Source organism: Syntrophomonas wolfei subsp. wolfei str. Goettingen G311 (genome assembly GCF_000014725.1).
In the GTDB taxonomy this organism is placed as follows: Bacteria; Bacillota; Syntrophomonadia; order Syntrophomonadales; family Syntrophomonadaceae; genus Syntrophomonas; species Syntrophomonas wolfei.
The window spans coordinates 1938339-1963640 of sequence record NC_008346.1 but is presented as its reverse complement, the minus strand read 5'-3'; the positions used below and the strand labels follow the sequence as shown (position 1 = coordinate 1963640).

21 protein-coding genes are annotated in these 25302 nt (G+C 49.5%); 19 read left to right on the top strand and 2 right to left on the bottom strand.

Annotated elements, in window-relative coordinates; all coding sequences use genetic code 11:
* Nucleotide 1 precedes the first annotated feature (1 nt).
* The 13 genes from SWOL_RS08895 (at nucleotide 2) to SWOL_RS08845 (ending at nucleotide 16898) form a co-directional block, all read left to right on the top strand.
* Nucleotides 2-928, top strand: a complete 927-nt coding sequence (locus SWOL_RS08895) for an ABC transporter ATP-binding protein (RefSeq protein ID WP_011641118.1) — start codon at nucleotides 2-4, stop codon at nucleotides 926-928.
* The gene (locus tag SWOL_RS13650) at nucleotides 928-1857 is read left to right on the top strand and encodes an ABC transporter permease (protein WP_011641117.1); all 930 of its coding nucleotides are present in this window, start codon (nucleotides 928-930) and stop codon (nucleotides 1855-1857) included. Before SWOL_RS08895 ends, SWOL_RS13650 begins: the two co-directional genes overlap by 1 nt.
* A gap of 20 nt (nucleotides 1858-1877) precedes the next feature.
* Nucleotides 1878-3149, top strand: coding sequence for a hypothetical protein (locus SWOL_RS13645; protein WP_011641116.1), 1272 nt, complete (start codon nucleotides 1878-1880; stop codon nucleotides 3147-3149).
* Nucleotides 3064-3345, top strand: a complete 282-nt coding sequence (locus SWOL_RS14360) for a hypothetical protein (RefSeq protein WP_207635280.1) — start codon at nucleotides 3064-3066, stop codon at nucleotides 3343-3345. Before SWOL_RS13645 ends, SWOL_RS14360 begins: the two co-directional genes overlap by 86 nt.
* Nucleotides 3345-3611: a hypothetical protein gene (locus SWOL_RS13640; RefSeq protein ID WP_049750123.1), complete on the top strand. Its 267-nt coding sequence runs from the start codon at nucleotides 3345-3347 to the stop codon at nucleotides 3609-3611. Before SWOL_RS14360 ends, SWOL_RS13640 begins: the two co-directional genes overlap by 1 nt.
* A gap of 117 nt (nucleotides 3612-3728) precedes the next feature.
* On the top strand, nucleotides 3729-4703 hold the full coding sequence (locus SWOL_RS08880; protein WP_011641114.1) for an AAA family ATPase: 975 nt from the start codon (nucleotides 3729-3731) through the stop codon (nucleotides 4701-4703).
* 498 nt (nucleotides 4704-5201) lie between these two features.
* Entirely contained in the window at nucleotides 5202-6080 is an 879-nt protein-coding gene (locus SWOL_RS08875; RefSeq protein ID WP_049750122.1) for a DUF58 domain-containing protein, read from the top strand.
* A gap of 133 nt (nucleotides 6081-6213) precedes the next feature.
* Nucleotides 6214-8037, top strand: a complete 1824-nt coding sequence (locus tag SWOL_RS08870) for a vWA domain-containing protein (protein WP_162010611.1) — start codon at nucleotides 6214-6216, stop codon at nucleotides 8035-8037.
* Nucleotides 8027-10882, top strand: a complete 2856-nt coding sequence (locus tag SWOL_RS08865) for a VWA domain-containing protein (RefSeq protein WP_011641111.1) — start codon at nucleotides 8027-8029, stop codon at nucleotides 10880-10882. Before SWOL_RS08870 ends, SWOL_RS08865 begins: the two co-directional genes overlap by 11 nt.
* A gap of 272 nt (nucleotides 10883-11154) precedes the next feature.
* Nucleotides 11155-11865 (top strand): ABC transporter ATP-binding protein, encoded by a 711-nt coding sequence (locus tag SWOL_RS08860; RefSeq protein WP_011641110.1) that lies wholly within the window; start codon nucleotides 11155-11157, stop codon nucleotides 11863-11865.
* On the top strand, nucleotides 11865-14240 hold the full coding sequence (locus SWOL_RS08855) for an ABC transporter permease (RefSeq protein ID WP_011641109.1): 2376 nt from the start codon (nucleotides 11865-11867) through the stop codon (nucleotides 14238-14240). The genes SWOL_RS08860 and SWOL_RS08855 overlap by 1 nt, the downstream gene beginning before the upstream one ends.
* A 20-nt stretch (nucleotides 14241-14260) precedes the next feature.
* Nucleotides 14261-15439, top strand: a complete 1179-nt coding sequence (locus tag SWOL_RS08850) for an efflux RND transporter periplasmic adaptor subunit (RefSeq protein WP_011641108.1) — start codon at nucleotides 14261-14263, stop codon at nucleotides 15437-15439.
* 151 nt (nucleotides 15440-15590) lie between these two features.
* Complete coding sequence (locus SWOL_RS08845; protein WP_011641107.1) at nucleotides 15591-16898, top strand: GumC family protein; 1308 nt, start codon at nucleotides 15591-15593, stop codon at nucleotides 16896-16898.
* Nucleotides 16899-16956: 58 nt separating this feature from the next.
* Here the strand turns inward: SWOL_RS08845 and SWOL_RS08840 are convergent, their stop codons facing one another.
* A complete protein-coding gene (locus tag SWOL_RS08840) occupies nucleotides 16957-17556 on the bottom strand; it encodes a superoxide dismutase (protein WP_011641106.1) in 600 nt (199 codons plus the stop codon).
* Between the two features lie 359 nt (nucleotides 17557-17915).
* Here SWOL_RS08840 and SWOL_RS08835 point away from each other — a divergent pair, with 359 nt between their 5' ends.
* From SWOL_RS08835 to SWOL_RS08815, 5 genes are all read left to right on the top strand, one after another.
* Nucleotides 17916-19088, top strand: coding sequence for an MBL fold metallo-hydrolase (locus SWOL_RS08835; RefSeq protein ID WP_011641105.1), 1173 nt, complete (start codon nucleotides 17916-17918; stop codon nucleotides 19086-19088).
* Between the two features lie 474 nt (nucleotides 19089-19562).
* A complete protein-coding gene (ltrA, locus tag SWOL_RS08830; RefSeq protein WP_011639756.1) occupies nucleotides 19563-20894 on the top strand; it encodes a group II intron reverse transcriptase/maturase in 1332 nt (443 codons plus the stop codon).
* Nucleotides 20895-21214: 320 nt separating this feature from the next.
* Nucleotides 21215-21433 (top strand): DUF3006 domain-containing protein, encoded by a 219-nt coding sequence (locus SWOL_RS08825; RefSeq protein ID WP_011641104.1) that lies wholly within the window; start codon nucleotides 21215-21217, stop codon nucleotides 21431-21433.
* Between the two features lie 89 nt (nucleotides 21434-21522).
* Complete coding sequence (locus SWOL_RS08820; RefSeq protein ID WP_011641103.1) at nucleotides 21523-21747, top strand: MoaD/ThiS family protein; 225 nt, start codon at nucleotides 21523-21525, stop codon at nucleotides 21745-21747.
* A gap of 58 nt (nucleotides 21748-21805) precedes the next feature.
* Complete coding sequence (locus SWOL_RS08815; RefSeq protein ID WP_011641102.1) at nucleotides 21806-22624, top strand: HesA/MoeB/ThiF family protein; 819 nt, start codon at nucleotides 21806-21808, stop codon at nucleotides 22622-22624.
* Between the two features lie 457 nt (nucleotides 22625-23081).
* On the opposite strand, the gene SWOL_RS14920 is transcribed toward SWOL_RS08815, so the two are convergent.
* Nucleotides 23082-24569 carry a transposase gene (locus SWOL_RS14920; protein ID WP_011641101.1) on the bottom strand — a complete coding sequence of 496 codons (1488 nt, stop codon included), beginning with the start codon at nucleotides 24567-24569 and terminating at the stop codon, nucleotides 23082-23084.
* Nucleotides 24570-24821: 252 nt separating this feature from the next.
* Here SWOL_RS14920 and SWOL_RS08805 point away from each other — a divergent pair, with 252 nt between their 5' ends.
* Nucleotides 24822-25301, top strand: a complete 480-nt coding sequence (locus SWOL_RS08805) for a 4Fe-4S dicluster domain-containing protein (RefSeq protein WP_011641100.1) — start codon at nucleotides 24822-24824, stop codon at nucleotides 25299-25301.
* The last annotated feature ends 1 nt before the right edge of the window (nucleotide 25302 follow it).

Genomic DNA, 25302 nt, shown 5'->3' with positions numbered 1-25302 from the left:
CATGCTGCAAGTTGAAGAACTATCCAAAAGTTATGGCAAGTTCCTGGCGGTTGACCGGCTTTCATTTAATGTGGAAGAAGGAGCGATATTTGGTTTTGTGGGACCCAATGGCGCCGGAAAGACCACAACCATGAAGATACTGGCTTCTCTGCTGCGCCCCAGTTCGGGCAAGGCCTGGATCGCGGGGGAAAATGTGAGTCAAAACCCCCGCCGTATCCGCCAACTGGTAGGCTATATGCCCGACTTCTTCGGGGTTTATGATGACCTGAAAGTAGACGAATACCTCGATTTCTACAGTGCCAGTTACCGGATTCCCGCCCGGCAGAGAGAAAAAATCATCTCCGACTTGCTGGAGCTGATGGATCTGGAGCATAAACGGGAGGCTTATGTGGATTCGCTGTCAAGGGGCATGAAACAGCGCTTGTGTCTGGCTCGCTGCCTGGTTCACGACCCGGCTCTGCTTATTTTGGACGAGCCTGCTTCCGGCCTGGACCCGCGGGCGCGGGTAGAAGTACGGGAAATCCTAAAGGAACTGAAAAACATGGGCAAAACCATAATTATAAGTTCCCATATTCTATCTGAATTAACCGAGCTTTGTACTCATCTGGGTATTATAGAAGCCGGGAAGATGGTGGCCTGCGGCAGTGTCGATGAAATCATGCATCGCAGCCAGTCCGCCCAGGCTATTGAAATCCGGGTTCTGGGTAAGATTGACGAGGCCCTGTTGCTTATAAATAACGAATTAGGATATTCCGCCATCAAACTTGATGAGCAGATGCTGGAATTGCCGTTTAATGGAGACGAAGAGGAAATGAACCGTATCTTGACCCATTTGGTTCAGGCCGGTATTCCCCTGGTATCCTTTGCCGAGTCCCAAAGCAATCTGGAGAACATATTCATGCAGCTTACGAAAGGGGTGGTTCAGTAATGAAAAGCCTGGTATTAAACCCGATTCTGGCCAAGGAATTTCGCTCCCGTATGAGGAATTGGAAATCACCGCTGATGATAAGCCTTTATCTGGCACTGCTGGGCTTGATCACCCTGGCCTATTACTGGATGCAGCAAAAGCGCGGTTTTTATTCCGGTTTTGGTCCGGATGTTGGTCCGCAGATATTTATTATACTGAGTGTTTTTCAACTATTGTTGCTTTCCTTTGTAACCCCGGCCCTGACTGCCGGAGTAATAAATGGGGAGCGGGAACGGCAGACCTTTGACCTTTTGCTTTGTACCCGCCTGTCTTCAGCTTCTATAGTCCTGAACAAGCTTCTGGCTTCTATAAGTTATATACTCTTGCTGGTAATTGCCTCCCTGCCGGTCTTTGCTATCGTGTACTTCTTTGGGGGAGTGCTGTTAAGCGATATGGGCCGGGTTATCCTGGTATCCCTGGCTACGGCCATTACTTTTGGAGTTATCGGCATTTTTTGCTCAACCCTGTTCAAGCGTACCCAGGTTTCCATGGTGGTCAGCTATGTGGTGGTCTTGTTGTTCCTGGTGGGAACCATGGCCGTCACGGTGTTCCTGCAGGGGATACAGACCGGTCCCTATCCCCGGGCCACTGCCATGTACTTTTCTTATGCCAATCCCCTGGTGGCCCTTTTCTCCATCTTTCCCAACCAGGCGGCCGGCGTTGGTATTATGAACAGCTTTCTGGGGGGCTACCGTACTTATGGTTATAATGCCGCAGTCAGCCAAGCTTTGAGTCCCTGGCAGTATAATTTTATTTTTGATGGGGTATTGATTATAGTCTTGCTTCTGCTTACCGTGTTTTTGCTGGACCCGGTGGGGCGTTTCAAACGCTTCCGGAAAAATCCTGCAGTGGTGAAAACAGTGGTGGAATCGTCACCGGTTGAAGGGTAGAAAATTTAGGATGTGAATATATGAGAAGTAAGGACTACGGGGACAAGAGAATAATTGCAGCCCTGCGGCCGGTACTGCGCAGAATCCAGTTGCAGCATTACCTGCATTGGCTGCTGCGGGGGCTGGCCGGAGCTTTGCTCCTCTCCGCCTTTTTTCTTTTGCTCTCCTTTTTCTTCCCCTGGGTGGGAGTAAAGCGGCTTTGCCTGTATACCCTGGGAGCGAGCCTGCTTCTAGCTTGGGGCTGGTCTTTTTGGCGGCGCCCTGGTTTATGGACCGCAGCCTGTATGAGCGATGCTAAAGGGTTGCAGGAGCGAGTTTCCACCGCTCTGGAATGTTCCGCTGAGGATTCGGAAATGATTCGGCGGCAGCGGCGAGATGCCCTGGAACAACTACAAAACTTTGACTTCAGAACGGCTTTCCCCTTTATTTTTCCGGCCCGGGAAGGGAAAATCATAGCAGCAGGCCTGTTGCTGGTAGGGCTGTTTTGTTTTTTGCCCAATCCCCAGCAGGCAGAAGTAGATAGAGCAATAGCGGTAAAAAAAGAGATAGCCAGGCAGGAAAAGAAAATTGAAGCTGTGAAAAAGGAAATTCAGGCCAAGTTCGACCTAATCTCTGCAAAGGAACTGGAGAAGACCGTAAGTTCTCTGGAAAAATTGCAAAAGGATTTGCACGAGACGGGTGATATGAAAAAGGCCCTTAAATCCCTGGCTCAGGCGGAAGAAACACTGGAACAGTTAAGGTTGGAAAACCTCCGGCAGGGAAGGCTGAGTGCGGCAGATTTAGCTTCGCTTAAGCCCGGACAGGAAAGACGGGAAGCTGCTACGGAGGATAGTAAAGATAGGGATAATGGGTGGGATGAGCCGAAAGCACCCGGAAGCGAAGGAGAGGAATCTCCTGGTAAAGAAGGGAAAAGTGATTCTTCCAGCGAGCCGGGAGCCGATTCTGGTTCCAATTCTCTGCAGTCGGGCAATGCCAGCGGGTCTGCTTCTAATCCGAAGGACAGCGCCGCCGCCCGGCAGGAGGGGAGAGCAGTGGCATTGGCCGAGTTGAATCGGGCTTTGCGGGCGGTTCAGGATTCCCGCCAGGCCCTGCTGGCTGCCGGTAGTGCTTCCCCTTCTCAATGGGCATCCGCGCAAGGCTATGGTAGTAATACGACTGATAGCAGTGGTAGCAGTGGGAACAATGCGGCGGGCCATAGCACCGGCAGTGATAGTAGCGGGGCTCAAGGCGGAGCCAACAGCGCTGCGCCGGATAGTTGCAGTTCGGGTTCCGGGGCGAGCGGGGGTACCTGAAGCTCCGCTTCCTCTGCTGGACAGCAGGGGGCAGGAAATAGCGGCAGCTCAGGCGGCAGCGGCCAGCAAGGCGGGCAGCAGGGCAGTGGGCAAGGCAGCGGCAGCGGGGCCGGATTGGGCAGCGGTAGCGGCAATAATTCCTCCCCGGGCCAATCTTCTTCCCCGCCGGAGCCGGGAGCTGGTGAACTGGCGGTAATGAAGTGGGGGGACTACGAAAAGATTTATGACCCGCAGCGCATCGGGCGAAGCGGAGAGATATCTCAGGTACGGGGCCAGGCTGGTGAGGGGCCCCAGCAGCTAATAGAAACCGATGATCCAGCCATAATGCCCGGGAGTATGCGGCCTTACCGGGAAGTTTTGGCCGAGTACAGCCAGGCAGCCCGGGAATCGCTGGATCGCCAGCCCATTCCTTCCGGTATGACGGAAGTGGTGAAAAACTATTTTTCCTCCCTGGAGGAATAAAACGGGAGACGGAAGACGGAGGATTCAACCATTGTTCAACTACCGCTTAACTATCGTAGGTTGTAGTTTTGGTTCATGGGACATTAGTAAGGATATAGCGTACAAGGAGGCCAGGAAGTGGATATTGATGAATTCGTAGATAAAGCCAGGCAGATCGAGGCTGAAATAGCAAAGGTGATGGTGGGGCAGAAGCAGATAATAAGGCATAGCCTTATTGCCCTGCTAGCCGGGGGGAATGTTCTCCTGGAGGGAGTTCCCGGTTTGGGGAAGACCATGCTGGTTAAAACCTTGAGCCAGGTACTTTCCCTGGAATTCAAGCGGATACAATTTACTCCCGACCTGATGCCGGCGGATATAGTTGGAACCAGCATTATTTCCGAGGATGCTGAGGGCCGCCGGGCTTTTCAGTTTCAAGCGGGACCAGTATTCGCCAATATTGTACTGGCGGATGAAATTAACCGCGCTACACCCAAGACCCAGAGTGCTTTACTTGAAGCTATGCAGGAGAGAACTGTAACTGCAGGAGGCAAGACCCGAAACCTCCCCGATCCTTTTTTTGTACTGGCGACCCAGAATCCCCTGGAGATGGAAGGCACCTATCCTTTGCCCGAAGCGCAGACCGACCGTTTTCTTTTTAAATTACTGGTGGAATTTCCGGGAGAAGAAGAACTGGCTGCCATTATAAGCCGGGATATGGGCTCGGATCCCGGGGACTTGGAGCGGATAGCCAGCGGGGAAGAAGTTCTGGCCATGCAGGATATCGCTGCCGGGGTTCCGGTGGCCGAGCGGGTGAACCAGCGCATAGTAAAGCTGATTCTGGCCAGCCATCCAGATAGTTCTTATGCCCCGGAAATGATCAAGAAATATGTACGCTACGGAGCTTCACCCCGTGCGGGTCAGGCTTTAATAGCCAGCTCTCGGGTCCGGGCTTTGATAGAGGGCCGCTATAATGTTGCCTTTGCTGATATTGAGGAACTGGCCTACCCGGTTTTGCGGCATCGCATCATCCTGAATTTCGAAGGCGAGGCCGAGGGTATCAAGATAGATGACTTGATTGGCGAACTCCTGGCCGCTATCGAAGATGAACGATAGTTGTACGATGGTTTAACGATGGTCGAGCGATGGTTGGTGTCACTGCAAAAAACAATAAATATGCATCAGTTTGCATAAATATATCGCGCAGCACCCATAATAGCGACCGCGGGGTGTGTAGGGAACGACCTTTAGCCTATGTAACCGGCCGGAAAGTACTGCAGCGACCGCAGGGTGTGTATGGAACGACCCCTGTGTCGTTCCGAATCAGGCTTTGTGTATTTATGCAACCCTTATGCAACAAAAAGAGTTTTGCAGTGGAGTCAGTTATTGAATTCCCCCGTTTTCGATTATTGCTTTGGGTATTTGCTAACAGGGGGCTAATACGAATAGTGAGGAGTAAGGGGTAAGGTGTGAGGGGTTATATATCGTTGCAGCTTACCGTTCAAGAATAATTGGATTCGCTTTTTATCGTTGCTTATGTCCTTCACCCTGCGGGTACTCCTGGTGTTCCACCCTTCGGGTGTCACTATTAAGTTTGCGGGCATGGGGGTTAATGTGAAAGATTTATTTGATGAGGATTTCTTGAAGCGCCTGGAGCATTTGCGCCTGGTAAGCAGGAAAATGCGGACGGGTAAAAACAGTGGGGAAAGGCGTTCACCGCTTAAAGGACAGTCGGTGGAATTCGCCGACTTTCGCAATTATTCCAGCGGTGATGATTTTCGTTATATCGATTGGAACAGTTACGCGCGTACGGAAAAACTTTTCGTAAAGCTGTTTATGGAGGAGCAAGACCTGCTCTTAAATATATTTATTGATGTCAGCAAGTCTATGTCCTGGGGGGAGCCTCCCAAAGAGCGGCTGGCCTTGCAGCTGGCTGCTGCTTTTTCCTATTTGGCTCTGGCGGCTTATGACCGGGTAGCCATCGCCGCCTGCTCTGAGCAACTCGCTGCCTATCAGGCCCCCTTGCGGGGGAAAACCGGTATTGACCAGGCCTGGACTTTCCTGGCGCAGCTTTCTTTCGCTGGCAGCACCAATTTGAACCAGGCCTTGCTTGAATATGGCCGCTTTTCTCGCGGTCCAGGGGTTGCTTTGCTTATATCCGACCTCCTGTCTCCCCACGGTTTCCAAGATGGGGTCAAGTTCCTCCAGTACCTGAGGCAGGAAGTCATTGTTTTGCAATTGCTGGCCCCGGAGGAAATCAACCCAACCCTGCATGGAGACTGGCGGCTTTTGGACAGTGAAAGTGGTGAAAGCCGGGAAATCAGTGCCAGCCCACGATTGCTCAAGGCCTATCGGAAGAAGCTGGATGATTTTACCGAGGCCAACCGCGACTTCTGTTTCCGGCGGGGGATAGGATTTCTGCAGGTCAGCAGTGCCACCCCTTTTGAAGAACTGCTTTTGCAGCTGCTCCCCCGGGCGGGGATTCTTGCTTAAAAGGTCGTCAGTCAATAATTACTTTTGCATTAGCATCATAATTAAGTGATTAAGTGAGGTTAAAACGGTGAGATCTACCTGGATAACTCCTCACCCCTCACCCCTCACTTTACAATACGGGGAGGAGAAAACCTTGTCGTTGCTTAACCCGGCAGGCCTTGGCTTTGCCGCTATAATTCCGCTGATAATTCTGCTATATCTTCTTAAAAGGCGTTTTCAGGAAAAAGTTATTTCCAGCACCTACCTCTGGGAAGAGGTCTTGAAGGATATGGAGGCCACTACCCCCTGGCAGCGTTTGAAGAAGAACCTGCTGCTTTTCCTGCAGCTGCTGGCGGCCTTCTTGCTGGTAATGGCCCTGAGCCGCCCCTACCTTCCGGTAGCCGGGGGCCTGGAGAAGCAGCTGCTGGTAGTACTCGATGCTTCCGCCAGCATGATGGCCAGTGATGTGACGCCATCCCGCTGGGGAATGGCCCAAAAAGAGGTGGAGAAGCTCATCGACCGGCTGGGCCCGGGGGAGAAGATGACCCTTATCAAAATGGGAGAGCAGCCGGAAGTCCTGCAGGCGGCGAGTGGCGACAAGAATGAGTTGCGCCGGTCTTTACGAGATGCGCAGCTGAAGACGGGACGGGCTGACCTGGAAGCAGCCCTTTCCTTAATTGCTTCACTTAGTCGTGATTCCCGGGATATTATGCTGCTTATAGTCAGCGATGGCAAAACCTTGCCGGTGGAGCATGACCCCAGAATCAAATGCCCGGTGGAGTTTATCCAAATTGGCCGGGAGAGTGACAACCTGGCCATTACCACCCTGGCTACCCGCCGGGACTCGGGGCAGGTTCTGGCCCTGGCCCGGGTGCAGAATTTTGGTGAAAAGGCGGTAGTAAGCGATATTGAACTCCGGGTCGATGGGGAACTGTTCGATATCAGGGAAATAAAGCTGGAAGCAGAAGGAGCCCGGGAGATAATCTGGGAGGATTTGCCTGTGAGGGCAGAGAGTATTCAGGCTATTTTGCAACGGCCTGATTTCCTGTTGGCTGATAACGAAGCCTGGGCAGTGGTGGAGGAATTAACGGAGAACCGGGCCCTGCTGGTAAGCGAGGGGAATCTTTTCCTGGAAAAGGCTTTAAACCTCCTTCCGGGAATGGAATTATTCAAGACCAGTCCCGCTGAATATGACCCCGCTCTCGCTGATTATCAGTTGTTCATCTTTGACGGCTGGCTACCTGCCCGCCTGCCCCAGGCTAGTATTATAATAGTCAATCCCCCTCCGGGCAATCACTGGCTGGCCATAAACGGTGAAGCGAAAAACCTCAGCGGGATAAAAGCCGCCGGGGAGGATTCCCTCCTGCGCTATATCGATAGCAGTGACTGGCAAGTAGCCCGGAGTCAAAAGCTGCTTTGCCCGGATTGGGCCAGAACCCTATTGGAAAGCGAAGATGTTCCTCTATTGCTGACCGGGCAGTTATCGGGCCGGGTGGCTATTTTCTCTTTTGATCTGCATGAGAGCAATATCCCTTTGCAAACCGGTTTCCCCATCTTAGTGCACAATTTAGTAGGCTGGCTCTTGCCCGGGAATGCCGGAGCAAGTTTTGATCTGAATCGCAGCCGCATTAGTTTTGACCCCCACCCGGAAGCGGAAGCGATATACTTGCAGAGGCCGGGGGAAAAAGAGGAGCGATATTTGCCTCCTTTTCCGCGCTCTTTCAGTGCCAGTCGTCCGGGCCTGTACCAGATAAACCAGGTTCTAAGCGATAGGATAGAGATAAGTTTCCTGGCCAGGAACCAGGGTGACCCTCTGGAATCAGATATAAAGCCAGCCGCACTGCCCTGGCAGGCGCTGGAAGCTGACAGCAGGGGCGGGGGGGAGCGGCTGGGCAAAAAAGAACTCTGGCCCTGGCTGTGCTGGGCAGTTCTGCTTTTGCTCTTGCTGGAATGGGAGGTGTACCGCCGTGGTTATTAATTTTAGTCACCCCCTTTTATTACTTATAATTCCCCTGATTTTCTACCCGCTTTATCTCTGGTATCGAGATTCCGGGCATTTGCCTGCTTTCCGGCGCAATATGGCTCTGCTGTTAAGAAGCCTTCTGCTCTTAAGCCTCATACTGGCCCTGGCCGGGCTGGAACTGCGTTTTCCGCTGGAGCGGCAGAGTGTGGTCTTTGCCGTGGATCTTTCTGCCAGTTGTGAAAATAGCCGGGAAGCGGCGGAAAACTTCATTAGAGAGGCCTTGAAGCACAAGAAAGCAGACGACCAGGCGGGGGTAGTGGTATTTGGCGGCAATGCCCTGGTGGATCAGAGCCTCTCCGACAGCAGCCGCTTGCATCCTATTGAAAGCCTGGTGGACCGGAACTACAGCAAGCCGGAACAGGCCTTGAAGCTGGCTGACGCTCTGATGCCCGATAATTTTTCGCGGCGGGTGGTGTTGCTCTCCGATGGACGCCAGAATGATGGCGACGCCTTGAAAGAAGCGGCTTACCTGGCTGAGAAGAAGATACGGCTTGACCTGCTTCCCCTGGAAAGCAGCCCCACCCGGGACGCGCGGGTGAAGAGCCTGGAAGTTCCTCAGAGTCTTTTTGCCGGGGAAAAGTTTCCGCTTAAAGTGGGGATAGAGAGCAATTTTGCCACCACCGCCCAGCTTCGTCTATACCAGGATCAGGAATTGATCGGCCAGGAGGAAATCAAACTGCGGCAGGGAGAAAATATGCTGCTTTATTCCTCCGTTTTGGATGAAGCCGGGTTTCACAGCTTCCAGGCCAGCATCGAAGTGGAGCAGGATGGGGTGGCGGATAACAACGAAGCCTATGCCTTTAGCCTGGTTCAGGGTCCGCCCCGACTGCTCCTGGTAGAAGGGAAAAAAGGAGAAGCCCGGGGCCTGGAAGCGGTACTCTCCTCACTGAATATGGACTATGACCTGCTATCCCCGCGGGAACTGCCGGCAAGCCTGACCGAACTGCAGCGCTACGGGCTGATGATTCTCTGCAATGTGCCGGCGGAAGATCTCCGGGCCGAAGCCATGCAAGCTATACATACGGCGGTCAGGGATCTGGGCAAAGGATTGATAATGATAGGCGGAGAGGATAGTTTTGGACCAGGGGGATATTTCAATACCCCGGTGGAGAAAGCTCTGCCGGTATATATGGATTTACGGGGAAAGAAGGAAATACCCAGCCTGGGTTTGGTTCTGGTTATCGACAAGTCCGGCAGCATGTCGGAGGGCAGCGGCGGTTACAGCAAGGTGGAACTGGCCAAAGAGGCCGCCATTCAGGCCACCAGTATTTTGGGGCCGCTGGATATGGCCGGGGTGGTGGCCTTTGATGATACAGCTCAATGGGTGGTGGAATTTCAAGCGGTCAAAGACAAGGACGCCATACAGGATGATATTGCCACCATCCGGGCTGACGGGGGCACCAGCATTTATCCCGCCCTGGCCCTGGCTTATACGGCCCTCAAAGATGCCCATACCAAATTCAAACACATCATACTGCTCACCGATGGGCAGTCGGCCACTACCGGGGATTATTATTTTCTGAGCCGGAGAATGGCCCGGGCGGGGATAACCATGTCTACGGTGGCCGTGGGTGAGGGGGCGGACACCCTCTTGCTGGAACAACTGGCGGCATGGGGTCAGGGCCGGTATTATTTCAGTGATGAGATCTCCAATATTCCCCGCATATTTACCAAAGAAACCATGAAGGCCATAAAGAGTTATCTGGTAGAGGAAAGCTTTTTCCCGGTATTGACAGCGGAAAGCCCACTAATGGAAGGTATATCCGCCGTGCCGGCCCTCGAAGGCTATGTGGCCACCACGCCCAAGAAAACGGCCCAGGTAGTTTTGTCCAGCCATCGCCAGGACCCGGTGCTGGCCCAGTGGCAGTACGGACTGGGACGTTCCATCGCCTTCACCACTGATGGCGGTTGGCGCTGGTCCAGTGCCTGGACGGCCTGGGGAGATTACAATCATTTCTGGGCCAACCTGATTTCCTGGACCCTGCCCCGCAGCCAGCAGGATGCCAGGCTGGAACTCAAAACCAGTCTGGAGGGCCGGCAAGGTCTGATTCAAGTAGATTCCCGCGAGCTATCGCTTTCTTTGCCCAGTGAGGCGGTAGTGGTAGACCCGGAACTGAAGGCGCAGAAGATTAAACTGGAACCGGTAGCTCCGGGAAGATATGAGGGAAGATTCTCCACCGGTGAACCGGGGGTCTATTTCATAAATGTCACCCAGCAGGGAAACGAAGGCGAGCTGAGGTCGGCCAGCGGTGGGATAACTTTGGCCTATTCCCCCGAATATGCCGAGAGCGGCAGCGATGAGAAATTTCTGCAGGTCCTGGTGCAAGCGGGAGGCGGCAGTATAATAAGTGAGCCCCGCGAAGCTTTTGCTCCCAACCTGCCTGTAGCCCGAGGGGTACGGGAACTCTGGCCCTGGCTCTTGATGCTGGTGGCTTTGCTGCTTCCCCTGGATATTGCCAACCGCCGCCTGGCCTATAATTTAAGCGACCTGCAAGCTTGGTGGCAGCGGTGGAAAAAACCAGAGGGGACTGCTTCAGCCCACGCCCCGACAGCAGTTACTTTTAATCGCCTGCGCCAGCGGAAAGAGGATTTAAATGAGCAGGAAAGACAAAGGTCGGGCGGAAGGCAGCTTATTAAGGATGAAGCCCACAGCAAGCCGGAAAAGGCCTCTGTCTTGAGCCAATCCCGGGAAGGGAGCGAAAAGGATAAAGCACAGGAAAAGGATAAAGTACAGGAAACAAAGCAGGATAAAGATGGGATGTCCCGTTTACTTGCGGCCAAGAAGCGGGCCAGAAAATAAGAGGTGGGCGGCCATTCTATTATCTGTATATTGGATACAGGGAAATAACTTTAAGATTTCCAGGCAGAATAAAAACAACTCACTATATATAATAATAGGCATCACCTCCCTTCAGGGGAAAGTGGCTTACTACCAAATGGCAACTACAGTATTTTATTTTAATGTCTATGCAAGCTATAATCTAAAGGACAAGAAGCTTTAATTATATAGAAACGGCACCATAAAAAAGGGGATAAATCATCCTGGCCAAATTTTAAGAGGAGCGGAATCCTTTGCCGAATGAGGTATTAATTAGTCTAAGTGATATCAGCAAAACCTACATCATGGGCGAAGTCAAGGTAGAGGCCTTAAAAGCGACTTCCCTGGAAATATACCAGGGGGAACTCCTGGTTATCCTGGGCCCCAGCGGTTCCGGCAAAAGCACCCTCCTAAACCTGATTGGGGGAATAGATACACCCACCAGCGGGCAAATGCTTTTTGGTAAAGCACTGCTAAGCAATGGCCGTGAAAAGGATTTAACCCGTTACCGGAGGCAGGAGGTAGGATTCGTCTTCCAATTTTATAATCTGATAGCCGACCTCACCGCAGCTGAAAATGTGGCTCTGGCGGCGGAACTGGTAGCAGAACCCCTGGCGGTTGATGATGTCTTGCGGGATGTGAATCTATGGGAACGGCGGGATCATTTCCCTTCCCAGTTAAGTGGCGGTGAACAGCAGCGGGTAGCCATTGCCCGGGCGATGGTTAAAAGCCCCCGCTTGCTCTTATGTGATGAACCCACCGGGGCTCTGGATTTTGAAACCGGTAAAATGGTACTTAGGCTCTTGCGGGATATCCAGAAAAATCAGGCCAGTACGGTAATTATTGTTACTCATAATACCGCCATTGCTGATATAGCTGACCGGGTGCTGCGTATGCGCAGCGGATCGGTGGCGGAAATTATTATAAATGAAAATCCCCTGCCACCGGAAAGGATTGAGTGGTAATGACTATCCTTACCCGCAGATTATTTCGGACCATTCAGGCTGGCCGGGGGCAGTTCCTGGCTCTGGTGTTGATTGTCACCCTGGGGGTGATAATATACATTGGCATGAGCAGCTCTTATAATAATTTAAACCACTCGCAACAGCAATTTTACCACGATTACGCTTTTGCTGATTACACTTTCCAGGTAGTCAAGGCACCGGAATCGATAGTGGCGAGGGTGGAAGCTTTGCCCGGAGTTCTTAATGCCAGCGGGCGTATTCAAAAGGATGTTCCTATTATAAAAGAAGGGCGGGAGAGGATAACCGGTCGTTTGACGGGTTACCCCTTGCCCATGGAGAATGAGCTTAACCGCCTGCACCTCCTGTCAGGCCGTCAGCTTGAGCGGCAAGCTTCGGGGAAGGTTGCTGTATTGCTTGACCCGCAGTACGCCCGGGCCAACCACCTGGCCCCGGGCCAGGATATGGAGATCATTGCTGAGGGCAAGAAAGTAAGCCTGACAGTCATCGGTACCGCTACCAGCCCGGAATTCATCTATCCCATGAAAGATGCGGGATCACTTTTCCCGGAACCGGAACGATTTGGAATTTTAATGCTTTCCCAGCTCCAGGCCCAGCAGATATTGGGCTTACCCGGGCAGATTAACCAGCTTCTGGTGGATTTGGCCCCCGGGGTGGATGAAGAAAAAATTAAGGAGCAGGTGGAGAAGATACTGGCACCTTACGGGAATATTAGCAGTTACCCGCGTAAGGATCAGTCCAGCCATCTTGTATTGCAGGCTGAATTAGACGGAATAAAGCTTTTTGCCCTCACTTTGCCCTTAATCTTTTTCCTGGTGGCGGCCGGGATACAGTTCATTATTCTTACTCGACTGATTCGTTCCCAGCGATTGCCCATTGGTGTCATGAAGGCACTGGGTTACGATAACTGCCGGATAATGTGGCATTATACTTCTTACGGCCTAGCAGTCGGTTTGGTGGCAGCGATTCTAGGTACCGGCCTGGGGATAGCTTTGACTGCGGTTTTAAATAATCTTTATGCCCAGTTTTTCAATTTGCCTAGCATGACTAATGAAATAAATTTCCGGGTGGTGCTGTATAGTTTCCTGATTACTTCTCTGGTAGGTATAGCTTCAGGATTCTTTGCTTCTCGCTCGGTAATCCGCATCAACCCGGCAGAGGCTATGCGTACCCAGCCCCCTTCCTCGGGACGGCGTACCCCCTTGGAGAGCTGGCCCTGGTTATGGCAGCAGTTTAGTAGTAGTTGGAAAATGAGCCTGCGCTCCATATTCCGCAACCGGGGACGATTTGCCGTAAGTGTTTTGGGGATTATAAGCTCCGTAGTGCTGCTGGTTTTTTCCTGTTTTTCCCTTGATGCTACCGATTATCTCATGAACCAGAACTTTGAACAGATAAATCGCTATGATTACATGATTCGTTTTACTGAACCGATTAAATATTCGGAGATTTTGGACTGGACCCGCTGGGATGAAGTACAGCGTATGGAGCCTATGATGGAACTGCCGGTAAAACTTCATGCCGGGGGAGAGTCCAAGGACGAAGTCTTGCTGGGAATGATCCCTTCCAATCGCTTGAAACGGGTTTATGATAAATTGGGGCAGGAGCGGCAGATTCCTGAAGAGGGTATCCTTCTGGGCAAACGGGTGGCTGACAAGCTGGGTTTGCAGCTGGGAGATGAAGTAGTGGTGGAGACCACGCTGGGGATTGGACCTTCCCGCAGCTCACGTCTGATCGTAATGGGTATAAATGAACCCATGACCGGCAGTGGTTCTTATGTATCGTTCAGCACCGTCAATAGCCTGCTGGGAGAGCAAGAGCTAGCCAGTGCTGTACTTTTGAAGCTCGATGCCGCCCAGATGCCATCGGTGGAAAACCGCTTGCAGGAAATGAGCCGGGTAGCTTCGGTAAACAGTCCCGCCCGGGAGCGGGAGACCTTTGAGCAACTTATGGGAACTACCACTACTACGATTGCGATAATGATTCTCTTTGCCGGGCTGTTGGGATTGGCTATTATTTATAATAGCTCGGTAATGACTTTTAATGAGCGCCAGCGGGAACTGGCTTCCCTGCGGGTTTTGGGTTATTCACGGGGGGAAGTGTCAGGCCTGTTGCGCAAGGAAACCTGGGCGCAAGCCTTACTGGGTATTGCTCTGGGATTACCTGCCGGCAAGACTGCGGGGGCCGCTTACATGGTCAGTGCCAGTACCGAGCTGTATAGTTTTCCGGTAATCATATATCCCCGCACTTATTTTATTGTTGCCGGGCTGGCATTATTTTTTGTCTGGATCGGGCAGCAGTTGGCCATCCGCAAGGTAGAGCGGCTGGATATGGTAGAAGCGTTGAAAAACCAGGATTAAAGAGGAGGTTAAAAGCAGCTATGAAAAGCAAAAAAACCTGGATAATAGGGGGGCTCATTCTTCTTGCTCTTATAGCCGCAGCAGCCATGATGGCCCGCAGTGCTGAACCGGTGGAAGTGGTCCAGGCTAGTCGCGGAACCTTTACCCTCACGTTAGAGGAGACCGCTTATGTTCAGGCGGCTGATGACCGGGAATTGCAGGCGGCATCAACTGCCCAGGTACGAGAATTGCTGGTTGCATCAGGGGATAAGGTTATGCCGGGGCAGCTATTGATGAAACTTTCCAGCCCGGAGTTAACTGCCGAAACCGCTTCCGCCCGTTCCCAGCTGGCCCGGACGGAAGCAGAGTTGCAAGCTGCCGGGCTTAAAATGCAATCACTCCGCCTGGAGCTCAAGCAGGCGGAAAACGACCTGGCTCGAAAGAAAAACCTGCTGCAATCGGGAGCACTGGCCCGGGCTGAATATGAAGAGGCCGAGCTGGAGGTAGACCAGTTAAGAAAGACTATATCCCAACAGGAAGCCGGTGTCAGCGGTTTAAGCCAGCAGGTGGCCAGTCTAAGCGAGATGCTAAACGGCCTGGAAGAAAAGCGGGGACAACTCCAGGTAACAAGCCCGGTATCCGGAATCATTCTGGATTTGCCGGTTAAAGTCGGACAGGTAGTAGCACCGGGTACGTTGCTGGCTCAACTGGGTTCTGCCGGTCAGTTAGAGGTAAAAACCGAGCTCTTGAGTGATGAGATCCGCCGGGTAAAGATAGGGCAGAGCACCCGGATTACCGCTCCCGTATTGGGTGAAGAGGTTCTCAATGGTCAGATCAGTAAAATCTATCCCCGGGCATATGAGAAAACTTCTGCTCTGGGGGTAATCCAGCGTCGGGTTCCGGTTATTATCAATTTGGAACAGATAGCCAATCTTCAACCGGGATATGAGGTGCGGGTTGCGATTGAAACCTTGCGTAAGGAAGGGGTTATTCTGCTTCCCCGTGAGTCGGTACGGCTTGATGAAAAGGGGAATTACCGGCTGTGGCTGGTAAAGGAAGGCCGCATTGCGCAGCGCTCGATCCAGGTTGGTGAGAAAAACCAGCAATGGGTGGAAGTAATCAAGGGAATCAAGGCTGGTGAAACTGTAGTCCGGGATGGCAGCCGGGAACTAAAGGAAGGCAGCCGGGTTAAAGCACTTGAGCCAAATGAGTCGCTATGATAATTTAGTGGAGTTCCTTTAGAAAACCTGCTTTATTCACATTAAGAGATGTTTTTGAACAATTCTATTTAGAATGTGTAATTGTTCCTTATGTATATGATACAATACAAACATGGTTTTCTAAGTAAAAAGAGAGGAGCTAACAAAGTAAATGCAAGGAAATGATCCCTCCTATTATAATGACTATGAAGAAATAGACCTTCGTGACATATTTAAAACCATTAACAAATGGAAACACACCATCATTGCAGTTACACTAATATGCGTGCTTTTAAGCGGTATATTTAGCTTCTTTGTTCTGGATCCGGTTTACGAAGCAAGTACTGTGGTTTCAATTTACCAGGCTCAGCTTAACCGGGAAAAAGAAAGTTCAAATGATATAACAGATACTGTTAATGAACTGGGGGAAATCCCCTATATGAGTGCTGTAAGTTGCGAGCAGCAAGTAAAATCCCCGGCTATAATAGAAGCAGTTATAAAAAAATTGCAGCTGCCTTATACTAGAAACGGACTCAAATCATCAATTAAAACTCAACAGGTACAAAACACCAACCTGATTATCATAACAGTAAGCAATAACGACCCGGAGTTGGCAGCCAAAATTGCCAACACTTTGCGGGAAGAATTTATCTTACATATTAACAAGATTAATAAGAGAAAAATGGCGCAGTCTTTAGAAATCATGGAAAAAGAATGGCTACAAAAGGAAGAAGTTGAGCTTGATGTAGTCAGTGAAAAACTAAAAGAACACAAACTACAATCTCGCTCCATAGAATTCTTGAACAGCCAGTTGGGTAAAAAAAGAGAAGATTTGATAAATTACCAATCATGGCTGGCCAAGGCTGAAATTGACCGGGCCAGCCAGCAAGAAGGGATCAAACAGCTCCAGGAAACCATTGCCCATACTCCCCATACTCTAACTACGGTCAATACCGCCAATGGCATCCTGCCTGCTGACCTTCAGGGTATTGATATAAAAGATGGTACGGTTAGCAGTGAGCAAATTAATATGAACTATACATCATTAATCGAAGCCTATAACAGCAAAACAACAGCTCTGGCCGAACTCACTGTACAGATAAATAAAACCAGGCAGGAAATCGCCAGGCAGGAAAAAGAAATCCTTGATCTGGAAGCAGAACTGATAATAAACCAGCTCGGTGAAAAGAAATTGCAAAACGAAGTCAGCAGGAGAGAAAGTGTGGTAGACTTGTTATCTTCCAAAATTGCAGAATTAAAAATGACAGAATCAATCAACCTGGCTGATAATAACATCATAACTGTATCCGAAGCCATGGTTCCCGAAGCCCCGGTTAAGCCAAACAAAATGCTTAATATAGCCATAGCTGCTGTTCTGGGTTTAATGCTGGCCACCTTCGGCATATTTCTCATAGAATATCTTCGTGAGAATGGAACAAATAAAAGTGAGCCGGAGGACATGAAAGGTATTACGAGATAAATTAAAAAGTGCAAAAGCGGCGCAGCGGGCAGCTGCAAGTACCCGCTGCGCCGTTATGTTATTTTTGCTGCATTAAAGCTACCCGCCGGTTAACATCATCCCAGTTTATGAGATTCCACCAGGCTTCAATCCAGGCCGCCCGCTTGTTCTGGTACTTGAGGTAATAAGCATGTTCCCAGACATCCACAATCAACAACGGAACTGCGCCCCATTGGGTTAGATCCTGATGCTTTTCTGCCTGCAAGACCACCAGCTTTTCAAATATCGGATTGCAGGCCAGTATGGTCCATCCCGAACCCTCTACCGCAAGGGCAGAAGCAGAGAAGAGTTTTTTGAAGTTATCGAAGGAGCCGAAATCACGGTCAATCAGCTCAGCCACAGCCCCATCGGCAGGACCTCCCCCGCCCGGCTTCATATTTTCCCAAAACATAGTGTGCAAAATGTGTCCTGAGCCGTGGAAAGACAGCTCCCGCTCGATGTGTTTGATTAAGGCGAAATCACCTTTTTCCAGGGCTTCGGCCAGCTTGCTCTCCGCGTTGTTTAGTCCATCAACATAGGCCTTGTGGTGCATATCATGGTGTAATCTCACCGTCTGTTCATCGTAAAAAGGTTCCAGCGCATCATAGGCATACGGTAAATCCGGTAGAGTATGAGCCATTACAAACACCCCTTTTCCTTAATATGCAAACAACATTGCTGTTATTTAGTCTAATATATTTTAGTTTTTCCGCCAACTATTGCTATGATACTCCTTGAAAATAATCAGTCTTTTTTACCTAACTGGCTGATGTTACCTTTAATTTTGCTTCCAGCTTGATCAAGATGCGGTTGAATTTATTAGAGAACTGGCCCAGGGGGCTAAACTCGGCCACTATGGAAGCACTGTCTCTTGCTTTATTGTTACCGTATGGGCAAACTGCTATGATAATATTATTAAATCCTAAAAGGAGGTAGTTTGTAATAACGAAGAATATAAATTGCTCTCAGACGGCCAGGAAAACAGGCACTCTGATATGCTTGCTGTTAATATTTCTACTGTCCATAACGGTCGTCTTGGGAGGCTGTGCTGCACCCCGGGAAGAAGTATCCTCTCCGGAACAAAATGAACTGCCGGTGCAAAGTAAAGCTGTTTTGCCGGAAGCAGAGCCGGATGGCGATGGCAGCAGTGAAGATATACTCCGACTACATTTTGTTGATGTGGGTCAAGGTGATGCTATTATGCTGCAATGCCCAGGCGGGGAAAACATCCTGGTAGATGGTGGAGACAAGGCGCAGGGAGAGATGCTTTGTGCCTACCTGCGGGAATGTGGGATTCAGGAACTGACAGCCATTGTTGGCACCCATCCCCATGCTGATCATATCGGCGGGCTCATTAAAGTAGTACAGGAGTTTCCGGTTAAAGCGATCTATATGCCGCGAGTTACCCATAGCAGCGATACTTTCAGGGATTTGCTCCTGGCCATAAAGAACCAGGGGCTTAAGATTAGCACAGCCAGAGCAGGTGTAGAGTTTCCGCTTCAAGCGATAAAGGCACAATTTATTGCCCCCAGGGCTGATTATTACGAAGATTTGAATAATTATAGTGCGGTATTGAAAATAGACTATGGAGCAAAATCTTTTATACTTATGGGGGATGCCGAAAAAGAGAGTGAAGAGCAGATACTATCATCTGGGCTTAATATCAAGGCTGATGTTTTGAAGTTAGGACATCATGGCAGCGCGAGCAGCAGCGGAGAAGACTTTATTAAGGCTGTTGCTCCCTCCTGGGCCGTGATTATGTGTGCTCCCAATAATGATTATGGACATCCCCACCGCGAAACTCTGCAAGCGCTGGGGAAATACGGGGTAGAGCTGCTGAGGACGGATGAGGATGGCACCCTTATTATCACTTCAGATGGGCAAAAGATAGAAGTCTATAAGAAGGGGAAAAAGGAAGCGTCTGCCGGGTTGAACCCGGTGCCCGAACCCGCTGCCGTACCAGGTGAAGAAGCCGTTTTCTATATTGGAAACCTTAAATCCCGGGTCTTTCATCGTCCGGACTGTTCGAACCTGCCGGCGGCCAAAAACCAGATTCGCCTGCCCAGCCGTGAAGAAGCGCTGGAAAAGGGATATCGGCCCTGTAAGAATTGCCTGGTGCCAGAGAATTGCCTGGTGCCAGGCAGTGCGGCCGAGCTAGGCTGCATCATATAACGGGTGGGAATCCCGTCCGGTAAGGTTAGCCAACCGCCGGTAATTAGTCTTGGAGGGCAGAGGGTAACCGCTGTCTTTAAGCGTAGACAAACAAGCAAACGGGCCGAAAGCAGTAGCTGAAGGTGTTGAGCCCCGAAATACCGAACATGGGAAGGCAGATGCTATTGCCTGAGCAGAATGCAACATCCTGGAAGTCGATAAGGCTAGACGACAGGACTTCCCCGGGGTCGGAGGCCTCGGCACGTTTGACATCGTTATGATGTAGTAACTCGGGAGATCCTATTTTCTCTTCTCCAGCCACGGAGGAGTATGACCGACAAGTGATAATAAGCGAGGGAGTCAAATGGGAAATAGGAAGTCGGATCATTGCGTAATACTGATGATAACGGGTAATGCCGGAGGAGGGAAGGCAATGACACAATGGAGCCCTTACAGGGGACACATTTACCACACCGGAGGTGGAGACAAAGTTAAATGGAAACAGGACTTGTAAGGATAGCAGAGATAGCTAGACAGAACCCGAAAGAACGATTCACAGCCTTGATACATCATATCAATCATGAAACACTGAAAGAGTGTCATCTAGAGATCAGTGGATCAAAGGCAAGTGGAGTAGATCAGGTGACAAAACAAGCGTACGAGGAAAATCTTGAAGCCAACATAGCAGACCTGATCGGAAGAATGAAGCGGCAGGCGTATAAACCCCAGCCAGTGCGAAGGGTATATATCCCTAAAGAAGGCAGCAACAAAAGGCGGCCCCTGGGAATACCTAGTTATGAGGATAAACTAGTGCAGAAAGGACTTGCAAGGATACTCAATACAATCTATGAGCAAGATTTTCTGGACTGTTCCTTTGGATTCAGACCTGGCAGAGGCTGTCACGATGCATTAAAGGTACTAAATCACATCATTGAGAGAAAGAAAGTAAACTATATAGTCGATGCAGACATCCGCGGCTTCTTCGATCACGTCGATCATGAATGGATGATGAAATTCTTAGAACTGCGCATAGCTGACCCTAATTTACTGCGCCTGATTAAAAGGTTTCTTAAAGCAGGGGTAATGGAAGCAGGAATCGTGTACGACACACCTAAAGGAACACCACAGGGTGGTATAGTATCACCAATACTTGCGAATATATATTTACATTATGTGCTGGATCTATGGTTTGAAAAGGTAGTAAAGAAAAGGTGTCAAGGTGAAGCATACTTGGTAAGATATGCCGATGATTTTGTGTGCTGTTTTCAGAACAAAAGCGATGCGGAATGGTTCTATGCGAACCTGCGGGAAAGACTGAACAAGTTCAATCTGGAAGTAGCAGAGGAGAAAACCCGTATTATAGCTTTTGGGCGCTTTGCAGATAAAGAGAGTAAAAAGCAAGGAAGGAAGAAACCAGATACATTTGATTTACTGGGGTTTACTCACTACTGCAGTAAAAGCAAGAAAGGCTGGTTTCGGGTAAAACGGAAAACAAGCCAAAAGAAATATCGAAGCAGTCTGCTTAAATGCAAAACATGGCTTAGGAAGCACCTAATTTCACCCACGGATTATGTAATAGAGATGTTACAAATTAAACTGCAGGGATACTACAGATATTACGGAATAACAGATAACTCCACGGCATTAAGAAACTTTTGTGACAAAGTACGAAGAATGTTATTCAAATGGTTCAACCGCCGTAGCCAGCGCAAAAGCATGAACTGGGATAAATATGTACGCTTTCTTAATAAACACCCGTTACCAAAGGGAAGAATTTATGTAGATATATATGACGTAAGGCCCGAGCTGCTGAGTTATCTAAAGTGAATGACATTGTGAGGAGCCGTGTGCGTTAATTGCGCAAGCACGGTTCTGTGAGGAGCATAATGCCAATCAGCCATGGAGCAAATATTGTGACACTCTCAGAGGAAACGGAGAGCAACAGATTAACACAAAGCGTCTCCTAAAGCTGAAAGGCATATGTTTACTCGACCTTAAGTTGTTAAGTTATTGCCGGGTATGGGGGGATAAATTTAGCAAGTTAATAATGAAAAAATACTTTTTCATTACTATTTGTGTTGATAGTGGTAGCGGCGTAATAAAGGTTATTATGCAATGCAGTTTTTGCAGGCAGGAGGAATTAAGCAATGAAAGCCATAATTGAACGCTTTGAAGGGGATTTTGCTCTTCTGGAAATAAGGGGTAAGGGCCAGGTTATAAAGGTCAAACGGGCTAAACTTCCGCCTGCAGCCCGGGAAGGCGATGTAGTGTTTTGCCAGGGCGAAGGGTGGCTTATTGATCAAAAAGTCACCGCAACACTCAAGAAAGAAGTGGAGGACCTGGCCACCGAATTGTGGCAGGATTGAATTTTTTCCGGGATTTCCCCCTCGGGAAAAGGATGAATAGTAAAGCGAAAAAAAAGATTTCTCATGGTAATTGATTTGGAGGTAGAAAGGTGAAGATAGTAGTTAAGCTATTTGCAACATTACGCCAGGGGCGTTTTAAGGTTCAGTCAGGGATTTATCCTGAAGCGGCAAAGGTGCAAGATATAGTTGAGGGACTGGCTATACCCCCGACCGACCTGGGCATAATATTCGTAAATGGAAAATCGGCTGACCTGAACCGGGTGCTGCAGGAGGGAGATACCCTTTCCATTTTTCCGCCGGTAGGAGGGGGATAAATGATCAAAGTATTAAAATATAGCGAGCCGGAAGGCCGGCCCAGGGGATGTTTGTAGAATGGATAAAATGGATGTACTGTTGCGGCAAAAAGCCCCATCCGGGCTTATTGGCTGGAAAGAAGAAGAGGAAATGGCTCTGGCCCTGGGTTTATCCCTGCACGAAGCCGAGGGAAGGCTCCTGGCCCAGGGTGTTTTACCCCAGCGTTACCAGCGCAACGCTAAATCCATCACCCGAGAAGAACAGTGCCGCTTATTTCAGTCCCGGGTGGCGGTAATCGGTTGTGGGGGACTGGGAGGCTACCTCTTGGAGGAACTAGCCCGCCTGGGAATTGCTTCGATTTCGGCCTGGGATTATGATAGTTTTGCCGAGCATAATCTTAATCGTCAACTGCTGTCTGATATGGACACTATTGGACTAAGCAAGGTTGAAACGGCGGCTAAAAGGGTTCAGGCCATCAACCCGGCTGTGAAATTCCAGGCTTTCAACCGTCCTTTCGCGGCAGGGGAGGGGGAGGATTTGCTGGCCGGACATCAGGTGGTAGTGGATGCCCTGGACAGCATTCCCGTACGCAAGATGCTGGCCGCTGTCTGTCAACGCCTGTCGCTGCCCCTGGTACATGGTGCCATTGCTGGCTGGTGCGGTCAGGTTTGTACCCAGTTTCCTGGTGAAGACAGCCTGGAAACAATCTACCGGAATAGCAACCAGGAGCAGGGAGTGGAAAGCAAGCAGGGGGTCCTGGCATTTGCTCCTGCTGTAGTAGCCAGTCTACAGGTCGCCGAAGTGGTAAAAATCCTCCTGGGCCGGGGAGAACTTTTGCGTAAACGCATTCTTCTTTTCAACCTTCTGGATATGGAGTTCGAGGTTTTGGACTTGTAAACTATTCTGCTCGTGAAGTGTCATAATACTGTCATCTTAATGTAACCAACTTGTGACAACAATGTTACAAAAGTTATTCTAACGGCAAATAATCTTATCACCCCCGTTCACCTGAATCATGGTGGAACGGGGATTAGTTTTTTCTGGAGGGCATTGTTCGGGTTGGCATGATTCTTGCTGCTAAAGATTACAGAGATTAAAAGATTGGGGTTGGTTAGCCGCAGGAGCTTAAGAACAAGCAGTTTATAGAGAAAGCGTAGTATCTCGGAAACTCAACAGCTGATTAGGGATAAGTTGGAAAAACCAACAGACAAAGCTCTTTGACAACTTCACATAGCTAAAATAAGCAAAAGAAAAAGAGTAGCTACCAGAAAAAGGTAGTAGGAAAGTAGCCGGCGTTTCAAAGATTTTTTAAACCCGGAAAAACTAACAGCCTGCAGTTCTTGGGAACATGTTATTAGGCTGCTTTCGAGATAGTCTTAATACCAACCTCCGAAAGAATAGAAGGCTTCAATAAGGCAACTTGAGCATCCAAGTGCTGGTTTAGAGCCGCTATAGTTGCCTGCCAAAACCACCGTTTATTGCTGCGGCAACGGGCATTCTCAATCTTGTAATCAACCAGGATTCTTTTGAAGGTACGCTCCACGGTACTTCTGCGAGCATAAATAGCCTTCCAAGCCTTGGAGCCGCGAGGAATAGGAGTAAAAATACGCAAATCCCAGTCAGGTTTGGTGTAAACCACACGACCATATTTACTAGGTGAACATTCCGGAGATTTAGGACATTTACTCCTGTCTTTGTAATGAGGGCAACGCCACTTAATACGGCACCGGTCATTGTTAAAACCCCAGTTGAGCATGGGCAAGTTAGCAATGCAGATGGGAACCCCGTTGTCATTGACAGTAAGTGGTCCAGAATAAATATTATGACCTTTGTTACGCTTATTAAGATCAATAAAAGCTTGAGTACGATTGGCATTTAGCAGGCGATAGATATCATAAACATCATGGGCTGAATCTAAAAGGGCTTTACTAAACTTAAATTCAGGATAGAGCTTAAGTAGTTCAACCCAGGCGAAGACAAAAGTTACACTGTCATGACGGGAACCCTGTACGAAACGGAGATAAATAGGCAGGTCATTAAAAGAATCTGCCGAAGTAATAGAGTACAGGGTGTGTCCGTAAAACCATTGTTCATGATAACTATCCCAACCCCAATTAGCAGTTGGGTCGGTAAAAGAGCGCTCACATTGGCAGTGGTAGATGCCTTGAGCAGGGCATTGGCAGAGCTTTTTACCACGGGGACTGGCGCCAGTTCGGACTGGGGAACCGTCACCGGAAATGGCCAGGTTATCAGGATTACCGAGCAGACCGAGCTTGGATGATGGGATAACGGCACACTCTTTTAATATGGCCTGCAAAACCCTTTCCGGTCTTTTCTCAATGACACGTCCTTGTAAAGCTTTGTCTACCAGTTTTTTAATGATACCAGGGTGTTTGGGTTTAAGTTTATCGCCGGATTTAGGGCGTTTACGGCCTTTAGACGGTGGTACTTTAACAGCTTTTTGGGGAGCATCAGCCAGCCACAACCGGGCCAGCAAATCGTAAAAAGTTCCAACACCGGGTGTTTGTCCTTCAAAACCACAGATAGCAGCCAGGACCAGAGAAGACCTTAAAACAGCCACAAATTTCGTAGGATCCTGGGTTTTACAATGAAGCATAACAACCAAAGCCCTGAATAGTTCGGGTTGGTTATGGGCAGGGCGTCCAATTAGAGAATACATCGGAGCAACAATTTCTTTCAAGGGATCAAGATTTAAGACATAGACCTTTTCGACAAGAGAACCATAAAACCGAATTTCGGCCTCATGTTCCGGCACTAAAGAGATAAGCTTGGATTTCAGCCAGAGTTGGTAATCATCATGAGTTCGCCAATAACCTAACAAAATATCGCCTCCGCTCAATCAATTAGAGATAAAAAATACCTCAATCAATTGTGGAGGGAACTAATGTTTGTCAAGTCCCAATTTTAAATTATATTACTTGTTTTAGCTATGTGGGGTTGGGGGAGTTATTGGGGGTGATCCACATCTATCCAGACTTGAACCAGTTGTTACAACTGGATTGAGACTTTCCGAGAATCTACAAAGCAAAAAAGGAGGTGAATTCTGGTTTTCACTATGGGAAGCCAGAGCGAGATGGAAAAGATTATTGTAGTTCAACCGGAAAAATGTACTGGCTGTAGAACCTGTGAATTGGTGTGTTCATTTACTCACACCGGAGAATTCAACCCGGCCCGGTCACGCATATCCGTTTTCAGTTTTGAGAAGGTGGGATTTTCCTCCCCGGTTCTCTGCCAGCAATGCAGTACGGCGGCCTGTATGCAGGTCTGCCCGGTAGGAGCCGTAAGCCGCGACAATAAAACTGGTGCTATGGTGGTAAATTCAAGCCGTTGCCTGGTTTGCAAGGCTTGTACCATAGCCTGTCCTTTGGGGGCTACTTTCTACGATCATGTCAGCGACAGTATTCTAAAATGTGACCTTTGCGGTGGGGATCCGGAATGTGTGAAGTTTTGTCCTTCCGGTGCCATCACTTACCAGGAAGCGAGCGAAGCCGGACTGGCGCGACGCAAGGCAGTTGCGGCCAAGTTAAAGGATGTTTATGAGGAGGTGAGCTAAG

Excerpts from the sequence above, each read along its gene's own strand:
- SWOL_RS08895 (WP_011641118.1), top strand. The coding sequence starts at position 2 with ATGCTGCAAGTTGAAGAACTATCCAAAAGTTATGGCAAGTTCCTGGCG.
- SWOL_RS13650 (WP_011641117.1), top strand. The coding sequence starts at position 928 with ATGAAAAGCCTGGTATTAAACCCGATTCTGGCCAAGGAATTTCGCTCC.
- SWOL_RS13645 (WP_011641116.1), top strand. The coding sequence starts at position 1,878 with ATGAGAAGTAAGGACTACGGGGACAAGAGAATAATTGCAGCCCTGCGG.
- SWOL_RS13640 (WP_049750123.1), top strand. The coding sequence starts at position 3,345 with ATGAAGTGGGGGGACTACGAAAAGATTTATGACCCGCAGCGCATCGGG.
- SWOL_RS08855 (WP_011641109.1), top strand. The coding sequence starts at position 11,865 with ATGACTATCCTTACCCGCAGATTATTTCGGACCATTCAGGCTGGCCGG.
- SWOL_RS08850 (WP_011641108.1), top strand. The coding sequence starts at position 14,261 with ATGAAAAGCAAAAAAACCTGGATAATAGGGGGGCTCATTCTTCTTGCT.
- SWOL_RS08845 (WP_011641107.1), top strand. The coding sequence starts at position 15,591 with ATGCAAGGAAATGATCCCTCCTATTATAATGACTATGAAGAAATAGAC.
- SWOL_RS08840 (WP_011641106.1), bottom strand. The coding sequence starts at position 17,556 with ATGGCTCATACTCTACCGGATTTACCGTATGCCTATGATGCGCTGGAA.
- ltrA (WP_011639756.1), top strand. The coding sequence starts at position 19,563 with ATGGAAACAGGACTTGTAAGGATAGCAGAGATAGCTAGACAGAACCCG.
- SWOL_RS08825 (WP_011641104.1), top strand. The coding sequence starts at position 21,215 with ATGAAAGCCATAATTGAACGCTTTGAAGGGGATTTTGCTCTTCTGGAA.
- SWOL_RS08815 (WP_011641102.1), top strand. The coding sequence starts at position 21,806 with ATGGATAAAATGGATGTACTGTTGCGGCAAAAAGCCCCATCCGGGCTT.
- SWOL_RS08805 (WP_011641100.1), top strand. The coding sequence starts at position 24,822 with ATGGAAAAGATTATTGTAGTTCAACCGGAAAAATGTACTGGCTGTAGA.